Below are 6,149 nucleotides of genomic sequence, written 5' to 3'. Positions count from 1 at the left end.
ACCGAAGGACGTCGAACTCGCCGCATAACCTCAGCAACCCCGAACCACCCCAAACCCGACAGGAGCGCCTTGACGAAAGACATAGAGGCACCCCCGTCGGGTCGGCCGGCCGTGCCGCCCGTTTCCCCCTGCCGCACCGACCCGCACCTGTCGCACCGTACGGAAAGGACAGCGAGCATGCGCGCGCTACGCTTCGAGCGATTCGGCGGCCCCGAGGTGCTGAGCGTCGGTGAGGTCGCGGACCCGGTCGCCGGTGACGGCGTGGCGGTCGTCGCCGTCAAGGCCGCCTCGGTCAGCCCCTCGGACGTGTTGGCCGTGGCCGGCCGCATGGAGGACACCACCCTCCCCCGCATTCCCGGCCGCGACTTCGCGGGCATCGTCCTGGACGGCCCCGAGGACTGGGTCGGTGCCGAGGTGTGGGGCACCGGGGGCGACGTCGGATTCACCCTCGACGGCTCGCACGCGGCGCGCATCGCCCTGCCCGTCGCCTCCCTGGCCCGCAAACCCGGAACCCTGGACTTCGCCGAGGCGGCGACGGTCGGGGTGGCCTTCGTGGTCGGCTGGCTCGGTGCGATCGAGACCGCCGGACTCGCCGCGGGCGAGACCATCGCCGTCTTCGGCGTCTCCGGGGGCGTGGGCGGAGCCGTCGCGCAGATCGCCCGCGCCGTCGGCGCCCGGCGCGTGGTGGGCGTCGCCCCCCACGCCCCGGCGGCCGGCACCCCCGCGGCCGAGGCCATCGACGCGTTCGTGCCCTTCGACGTCGACACCGACGTCCCCGCCGAGATCCGGCGCAGCACCGGCGGCCGGGGCGCCGATGTCGTCTACGACGCCGTGGGCGGCGTCACCACACCGTCGGCGGTCGCGTCCCTCGCCCACCGCGGGCGCCTGGTCGTCATCAGCGCCATCGGCACCCCCACCGCCGAGGTCGACCTCCGCGACTTCTACCACCGCGAACTGCGGATGCTGGGAGCCGACAGCCGCAAGCTGGACGTGACAGCCTCTGCCGAGCGCCTCAGGCGGCTCGGCCCCCACTTCGAGCACGGTCGGTTCAGGCCGCTCCCCATCGCGCGGACCTTCGACCTCGACCACGGACCGGACGCCTACCGCGCGGTGGCGCAGAAGAAGGTGCGCGGCGGGGTCGTCATCCAACCCTGAGGCGGAGGAGGGGCCGTGGCCCCGAAGGCCGTGAGCAGCCCGGGGACGCCCGCGCCGGTGGCGAGGCACCGCGAGGTCCGCCGCGCCGGCGGGGCTCCTGCGGTCAGGACGGGGGGTCGAGCGGGGTGTCCAGCAGCGCCGTCAGATCGCGGACGGATGCTGCGGTGCGCGGATCGTCCTGGCCGCCCAGCGGTTGCAGCAGCCGGTCCAGCAGCAGTTGGACGGCGGCCATCGCCGGGCGTACGGTCTCGCGTCCCCGGTCGGTGAGCGCCAGCCGCACCGCGCGGGTGTCCTCGGGGTCGCGGGTGCGCTCGATCAGGCCGTCGGCCTCCAGCGTACGGGCCGGCTTGGAGACGTACAGCGGCTCCAGGCCGGTGTGGTCGGCCAGTTCGCGCCGGCTGGGGCGCAGCCCGGCGTGCCGCATGCCGAACAGTGAGGCCGGCAGCACGTACTGGCCGTGCGTCAGGTCCAGCGGTGCGAGCGCGCGGTCGACCGCGACTCGCCACTACTTCATCGACAGCCGCCAGACCAGATGGCCGGGCGTGGACCCGTTCGGTGCGTCGCCCATGGGAGATACCGTACATCGCTACCCAGGGCGCCATGGCGCGGAACCCCCCGGCGACCGGTCGGCCGACGAGGGGTTCCAGGTGGTGCGGGGTTCAGCGCGGTGCGGGGTTCAGCGCGGTGCGGGGTTCAGCGCGGGGCGCCGTAGCCCTGGCTGACGATCCGGCGGGCCCCCTCCTCGTAGTAGCCGGGGTCGGCCGGCAGCTCGGTGTCGAGGCCGTCGACGTACCGGTTGTACATGCAGAAGGCCGCGGCGATCAGCACCGTGTCATGGATCTCGTCGTCCCCGGCGCCCGCCGTCCGGGCCGCCGCCAGCGCCTGCGCCGAGACCGGCCGCGCCTGCGACTGCACCTCGGACGCGATCCGCAGCAGCGCGCGCAGCCGCTGCGGGATGGGCGCGTCGTCGGGCCCCTGGAGGACCGACGCCACCAGGTCCTGCCCGCCGTCGAGCTGCGCGGCGGCGAAGGCGGCGTGCGAGGCGGAGCAGTAGCGGGTGCCGTTCAGCTCGGACGTGTACGCGGCGATCAGCTCGCGCTCCCCCCTGCTCAGCGGCGAGGAGCCGCGCAGCAGGGTCTCCGCGAGCTGGTTGAGCGGGCCCGCGACGTCCGGGCGGTGGGCCATCAGGCCGCGGATGCCGGGAAGGTCGTTGTCGATCCTGATGTGAGGCATGGGTGCCCTCTCCGGAAGTCTGTCGGAATCGGGCGCCCATTGTCGGCCCGGGACTGGCGGCTGCTCAACTCCCAGCTTGCTCAACCGCTTCGCTGAGCCGCCGGTTCCACCAGGAGGCCGGGCCGCCGCCGGTGCAGTGGCGGCTCAGCGTCCGACGCGCCGTAAGGAGGTCCTGGCCCGGCTGTCCGGGCCGGGCACCCCGGCCGGCTGCGGGCCCCGTTCAGACGCCAGGGCGGCGTCCCGCCGAGCGCCCACCGCAGCACCTTCCGGCACCGGGCCCGCACGGACGGCGCGGACGAGCCCGGCGCCCCGCCCGGCGGGTGCGGCGGGGTCCGGGGGCGGCCGGCGCGCCGGGAGCGCGCCATGATGGACGGATGACGACGCACCGACCCGATCCGCCGGCCGCCGGCCCGTCGCTGGCGCAGCTGCTGCGGCTGGTGGGCCCGGGGGCGCTGGAGGTGGTGGCGGCGCCGCGCGGCACCGAGGTGCCGGTGGCCGACGTGGTGCTGCACGATCCCGGCGAGGAGCGGGACGGCGGCTGGTCGGCGGCCGGTCTGGTGCTGCTCGCGGTCGGGGTGGAGGCCGCCTCCCCGGACGCCGAGGATGTGCTGCGGGCCGCCGACCGGGCCGGGGCGGCGGCGGTGGTGCTGCGGGGCGGCGGCCGGGGGCCGCGCTCGGCGCTGCTGGCCGCCGCCGAGCGGGGCCGTACGGCGCTGCTGACCCGGCACCGGGACTGCGACTGGACGGCGGTGCTCGGCCGGTTGCGGACGGCGCTGGCGCACTGCGCCGTCTCCGGTTCGCCGGCCCTGGACGCGCTGCGGCCCGGCGACCTGTCCGGGCTGGCGAACACGGTGGCGGACCTGGTCGGCGGCGCGATCACCATCGAGGACCCGCAGTCGCGGGTGCTGGCGTACTCGCGGCTCGACCATGAGCCGGACCCGATGCGCCGGCTGACCATCCTCGGCCAGCAGGTGCCGCGCTGGCGGGTCGCGGAGCTGCGCGAGAGCGGCTTCTTCCAGGCGCTGTGGAGCACGGACGACGTGGTGCGCCGCCCGGCCGACGACCGGTACGCGGAGCGGCTGGCCATCGCGGTGCGGCTCGGCGGCGAGGTGCTCGGGTCGATCTGGGCCGCCGCCGACGGGCGCCCGCTGGCCGAGGACGCGGTGGCGGCGCTGCGGACCGCCGCTCGGGCCGCCGTGCCGCATCTGGCCCACCACCGGAGCTGGGGGCGGGCGGCGGCCCGGGAGCGGGAGGAGGCGGTGCACGCCCTGCTCACCGGCGGCGCGGACCCGGAGCGGGCGGCCGGGATCGCCGGGGTGGAGCCGGGCCGGCCGTACGCGGTGGTGGTGGCGGAGGCGTACGACAGCCGGGCGCTCGGCGCGGCGGGTGGTGGTGGCGCGGGCGAGCAGCGGGTGCTGGACGTGCTGGCGCTCCAGGCCGCCGCGTACCGTCCCGGGTCGGTGACCGCCCGGTCGGGCCGCCGGCTGTTCGTGCTGATCCCCGCCTGGGACGGGGGCGGGGGCGGCGGCGACGGCGGCGATGCCGGGGGCGATCCGGCGCGGCGGCTGGTGGCGACGGCCCGTCCGGTGCCGCACAGCGTGGTGTTCGCCGGCGCCGGGCCGGTGGCGGCGGACCTGGCCGGGCTGCCCGGGGCGCGGGAGACGGCCGAGCTGGTGGTGCGGGTGCTGCGGGAGCGGGCCGCCTCGGTGCCGGCCGCGTCGGTGGTGTCGGCGGCGGCGGCGCTCGGCGAGGTGGCCTCGGAGGTGGCGCTGCTGCGGGTGCTGGACCGGGTCGAGCCGCTGTGGGAGGGACAGTCGGGGCCGGTGCACGCGATGGTGGCGCACGACCGCGCGCACGGGTCGGAGTACGGCGAGTCGGTCACCGCCTACCTCGACGCGTTCGGGGACACCGGCGTGGCGGCGCGGCGGCTGAAGGTGCACGCCAACACCCTGCGCTACCGGCTGCGGCGGGCCCATGAGCTGTTCGGGGTCGACCTGGCGGACCCGGTGGGGCGGCTGCTGGCCGATCTCGGCCTGCGGCTGGCCCGCCGTACGGGGTGAGCCGACCCCGGTGATCGTTTTCCTGTCGGAGTCGACAGGGGTATGACCCCGGTGTGGTGGCCCTGGATGAAGACGCGCCGTCCCCCGGACGCCCAAGCTGTCCCTATGGCTCGCGGCGCGCTGCGGACGCGGTGGACGCTCCCCCGCGCCGTACGGCATGGCGCCCGGGTCGCCCAAGGCTCGCTCCCGACGGATGTATGGGGTGTGGTTCACGTGACTTCCGGTCTGGCCCAGCGGCGGCGCGGGGCTCGGGAGGCGGCGCTGGCCGGTGCGGTGGAGGGCGGCCTGCTCGGCCCGCAGGCGCCGCTGGTCGGCCTGCTCGACGTCGACGGCGTGCTGGCGGCGGTCGACGCGCTGCGGGAGGCGTTCGCGGGGCCGGCTCCGGTGCAGCACACCTTCGCGGCCAAGGCGTGCGGCCTGGTGCCGGTGCTGCGGCTGCTCGCCGAGGCCGGGATGGGCTGCGAGGTGGCCTCGCCCGGGGAGCTGGAGCAGGCGCTCGCGGCCGGGTTCCCCTTCGACCGGCTGGTCTTCGACAGCCCCGCGAAGACCGTCCGGGAGCTGGAGTTCGCGCTCGCCCACGGCATCGCGATCAACCTGGACAACTTCCAGGAGCTGGCCCGGGTGGACGCCCTGCTGGCCGGCCGACCGGCCGCCGGGCCGGTGGGGCTGCGGGTGAACCCCCAGGTGGGGGCGGGTGCCATCGGTGCGATGAGCACCGCCACCGCCACCTCGAAGTTCGGCATCGCGCTGCGTGACCCGGGGGCGGTCCAGGCCGTGGTCGACGCGTTCGCGGCCCGGCCGTGGCTGAACCGGCTGCACGCGCACGTCGGCTCCCAGGGCTGCCCGCTGCCGCTGATCGCCCAGGGCATCCGCGCGGCGTACGAGCTGGCCGAGCGGATCAACGCGACGCTGGGCCGCCGCCAGGTGACCGGGCTGGACATCGGCGGCGGGCTGCCGGTCGACTTCAGCGGCGAGGAGGACCGCCCGACGTACGCGGACTACGTGGCCGAGCTGCGCGGCGCGGTGCCGGGCCTGTTCGACGGCCGATACACCCTGGTCACCGAGTTCGGCCGCTCGCTGCTCGCCAAGAGCGGCACCGTCGCCTCCCTGGTCGAGTACACCAAGTCGGCCGGCGGCCGGCGGATCGCGGTCACCCACGCGGGCGCCCAGGTAGCCACCCGCACCGTGTTCATGCCCGACGCCTGGCCGCTGCGCGCCGGGGTGTTCGACGCCGCCGGGCGGCCCAAGCAGGGCCCGACCGAGCCGGTCGACATCGCCGGGCCGTGCTGCTTCGCCGGGGACCTGACCGCGACCGGGCGGGAACTGCCGGTGGTCGAGCCCGGTGACGTGGTGGCGCTGTACGACACCGGCGCCTACTACTTCTCCTCGCACTTCTCGTACAACTCGCTGCCCCGGCCGGCCGTGTACGGCTACCGGGTGGACGCCGGGGGCCGGGTGCGCTTCGCACCGGTCCGCACCGCGCAGACCGTGCACGAGGTGGTCCAGGAGAGCGGCGCCGCGCACGCGGACGCGCTGCTCGCGCTGCTCCCCGGCGGCGGGACCGGCCGCCCGGCGGGGGCGCTGTGACGCGGGTGCTGGTCTCCGCCGACCTGGAGGGGCGACCGGCGCGGGGTCCTTCGACGGCGGCGCTTCGACTACGCCCGCACCGCCATCGGACCGTGGGCCGGATGCACCGTCGGC

The 6,149-nt window shown here is 76.4% G+C and carries 4 protein-coding genes and 1 pseudogene; 3 read left to right on the top strand and 2 right to left on the bottom strand.

Annotated elements, in window-relative coordinates; translation table 11 throughout:
* Positions 1–177 precede the first annotated feature (177 nt).
* On the top strand, positions 178–1,155 hold the full coding sequence (locus ACIQGZ_RS27865; RefSeq protein WP_402607023.1) for a zinc-binding alcohol dehydrogenase family protein: 978 nt from the start codon (positions 178–180) through the stop codon (positions 1,153–1,155).
* A 103-nt stretch (positions 1,156–1,258) separates the two neighbouring features.
* Here the strand turns inward: ACIQGZ_RS27865 and ACIQGZ_RS27860 are convergent.
* Together ACIQGZ_RS27860 and ACIQGZ_RS27855 are read right to left on the bottom strand one after the other, a co-directional pair.
* Positions 1,259–1,723 (bottom strand): annotated as a pseudogene (locus ACIQGZ_RS27860) (MarR family winged helix-turn-helix transcriptional regulator).
* A gap of 125 nt (positions 1,724–1,848) precedes the next feature.
* On the bottom strand, positions 1,849–2,388 hold the full coding sequence (locus tag ACIQGZ_RS27855) for a carboxymuconolactone decarboxylase family protein (RefSeq protein WP_402607021.1): 540 nt from the start codon (positions 2,386–2,388) through the stop codon (positions 1,849–1,851).
* A gap of 374 nt (positions 2,389–2,762) precedes the next feature.
* Here ACIQGZ_RS27855 and ACIQGZ_RS27850 point away from each other — a divergent pair, with 374 nt between their 5' ends.
* Both ACIQGZ_RS27850 and ACIQGZ_RS27845 read left to right on the top strand, forming a co-directional pair.
* On the top strand, positions 2,763–4,448 hold the full coding sequence (locus ACIQGZ_RS27850) for a PucR family transcriptional regulator (RefSeq protein WP_402607019.1): 1,686 nt from the start codon (positions 2,763–2,765) through the stop codon (positions 4,446–4,448).
* Between the two features lie 213 nt (positions 4,449–4,661).
* A complete protein-coding gene (locus ACIQGZ_RS27845; RefSeq protein ID WP_402607016.1) occupies positions 4,662–6,035 on the top strand; it encodes a diaminopimelate decarboxylase in 1,374 nt (457 codons plus the stop codon).
* The last annotated feature ends 114 nt before the right edge of the window (positions 6,036–6,149 follow it).

The organism is Streptomyces sp. NPDC092296 (assembly GCF_044755465.1).
GTDB lineage: Bacteria > Actinomycetota > Actinomycetes > Streptomycetales > Streptomycetaceae > Peterkaempfera.
This window is presented reverse-complemented; position numbering and strand designations above follow the sequence as displayed.